Genomic DNA, 2,733 nt, shown 5'->3' with positions numbered 1-2,733 from the left:
AACTGGTCGGAACAGAACATCAATTTGGCGCAAGACAGAGGAAATAAATTACAACAGGATGAAGTATTAAAGGCAGCGGGAATTTCCGACCCGGACAGTTTGTCTCCAGAGGAGAGGAGTCGGAAGTTAGGTGAGATCAATGCTGCCGCTGAGTACAAGCAGTTAAGGGATTCCGGTAAAACAGATGCGGAAATCGCCGCGATGAGTCGCGCAGCCAGGGAAGCAGAATTGGATCGGATCAATGGAGAGGTCAATCCGGAGACATTGGCAATCGCCGCGCTGGCGAGTGCGGGGACATTCTTTGGTGGAGCACTCGCTTATATGGGATTAGGTGGTGGAGCAAGTAACGGAGCTACGCCACCGGTTCGGGGGCAAGTCGTTGAGGTTCCTGCTCGGAGAAGAGAGGATGGCGAGGATGATGCGGGATTGCCTGTGCCGGAGGATGGTATTATTAAGACGGGGGATGCTTCGGAACCTCTGAAAGCGGCGGGGGGATTTAATTTTGCGGAACAGATGGCACTATTTTTTGGTGGAGTTACTGCTACGAATCCTATAGAAGGAAATGTGAAGCCAGGTGAAGTTGTTTCAGATGGAGTGTCATTAAGCACAAGGGGTTCTGAAAATATAAAGCTTGCGAACGAATATTATCTCAAATATAAAGATGGGGATTTAAGTGAAGCACAATTCAAATATATAATCGATTCTATGAATTCCCCCACTTTTAATAAAGAAAACTTCACTTCAACAATTGATGATAAGTTAAATAAGCTAAGATTCGATGGTAGAACAAGACCTGATACTTCGGGTCTTTTGCAAGGCTTGCCTATGGAGCATACAGGGTTTCCATTAGCGACTGAAACTCCACCAAATGGAGATAAAGGGTTTAAGTCAGCTGTTTTTTCGGGAGATACATATTTTGTAAATTTCCCTGAAGGTGACTCTAGGTTTATGTTGCCATCTAATTTCTCAGAGAATATTGAAAATGCACCACATTACAATAACCCTGAGAATCCAGAGAAACATGATCTAAATCCGCACTCTATTGATGTTAAACGTTCATATCGAACAGGTTATCAGTTCGGATTTGAAAATCAGCCTATAGCGGTCACGGGAGTAAAACAAGATGATCGTGCAGGAACTATTATTAATTTTACTTTTAAAGATGTGAATGGTAAGCTGCAACAAGGTCAGTTGTTTCATACTCAATACATTAATGCAAAACTGAAAGATGCTTCTCCTTCAAACCCAGTTACATTAAATCCTGGAGAACCCTTTGGTGTAGCAGGACCTATTGGGACGCAACAATACCCTAAACCTGGGCCACATCCGCATATTAATTTCCCGAAAAAAATGAGTCGTGAACAATTTTTGGAGGCAATGAGAAAAAAATGGTAAATACAAGGAAGCTTATTTATATGTTGGTTTTGCTAACTCTTTATTGTGGGCCTGATCTAAGTAAAACTTCACAAAAGACAGAACAAATAGAAATTAAAGAAATTCACTTTAATGAATTAACCGACTGTGAAAACAAAGTACTAAATTATCTTTTAAAAAAGGATGTCGAAAGGCTAATTCCATTTTTTTCGGAAGAATTTGACTATATTGACCCACAAGGAATCTCAATTTCGAAAGCCGAGTTAATTAAGGTCTTACGTTTAAAAAAAGGGTTTTGGTATAATTTATTAATCACCGCTAAACAGCCACACGAGTTTCGTGTTACGAATGCCCCCGATTTAGGCCTTCCTGAATTTTCTGTTAGTGATATGCTTAAAAGAGGAAATATCTCCATTGATTTATCAAACCCGCAGAAAGAATATAAAAATGTAGTTACTACCTATAATATTCACCCAGAAAATACCAATGGTTATACTTATAGCATTCGTTTCTTAACCGAGAAATCGACTGATTGTGAATTCTACGGGGTGGGGACATTTTGAAAGCTGCGTCTGAGCTGCGCCTCGCAAAAACTATATTATTGGATAAAAAGTAAATTATATGGAACAAAACGAATGAAAAGGAAAATTGATTTAATATATCAGTCCCCCGCGCAAGTGATCGGAGTGGAAATCCTTCGCGCGACCCATAAGGCGAAGATTGCAACGGAGAGCACGGTCGGTTAACAAAAAAGAGGAACTGGAAAAGAAAAGATGCGAGGCGCCCAACAAAACATAGATAAAGTCTCTCTTCTCTTAAAAGCAAGAGAGATGTTTCTCGCGGTGGCGAGGCCAGGACGGCCGAAGCTCGTGCGTCGTAACACGGAGGTTACGCGCACAGGAGCGGGAAGCATCGAACGCTTTGTATGGCGGAAAAGGGAGCAACGCAGGAAGGATGTTTTAAGACTACTTTCAAGGATTCGATTGCTTATATGCAAGGGCAAGGTTTTGAGTATCAAAATGGAATGATTGTCAGGTCGCTTAACAAGATGGAGAAAATCCTACTCGGTCAAACAACGGGACTTACGATGACAGCGGAAGAGAAGGCATTGACAGGCACTTGTTATGTGGACCCGACACAGTGCAAGAGCCTACTGAGACAAGATTATACTTATACAGTCAATAAAGAAACAAACATAGCAACACTTACAAAGTCGATTAGCAATGGTCAGATCGGTGGGAGAAGAGATGGAAAATATATCAGTGGAGCACAAACTGAGACTCGTTATGTGAGCTTGGCAGAAGTCAAGCCGATCATGGCTCCCAAAGGCAAAGATTTATTTGACTCCTGGGGTGAAGA

General features: G+C 41.7%; 3 protein-coding genes. All 3 read left to right on the top strand.

What is annotated here, in order from left to right; genetic code table 11:
- Positions 1 to 1,395 (top strand): hypothetical protein (locus tag EHS11_RS02885; RefSeq protein WP_210413614.1); only part of this gene is annotated, 1,395 nt, incomplete at its 5' end.
- The gene (locus EHS11_RS02880; RefSeq protein WP_210413613.1) at positions 1,389 to 1,937 is read left to right on the top strand and encodes a hypothetical protein; all 549 of its coding nucleotides are present in this window, start codon (positions 1,389 to 1,391) and stop codon (positions 1,935 to 1,937) included. The genes EHS11_RS02885 and EHS11_RS02880, both read left to right, overlap by 7 nt.
- A gap of 362 nt (positions 1,938 to 2,299) precedes the next feature.
- Positions 2,300 to 2,733 (top strand): hypothetical protein (locus EHS11_RS02875; RefSeq protein ID WP_135762919.1); only part of this gene is annotated, 434 nt, incomplete at its 3' end.

Source organism: Leptospira ilyithenensis (genome assembly GCF_004771005.1).
GTDB classification, from domain to species: Bacteria; Spirochaetota; Leptospiria; order Leptospirales; family Leptospiraceae; genus Leptospira_A; species Leptospira_A ilyithenensis.
This window is presented reverse-complemented; position numbering and strand designations above follow the sequence as displayed.

What these genes read in the sequence shown, in the direction of transcription:
- EHS11_RS02880 (WP_210413613.1), top strand. Translation starts at nt 1,389, where the DNA reads ATGGTAAATACAAGGAAGCTTATTTATATGTTGGTTTTGCTAACTCTT.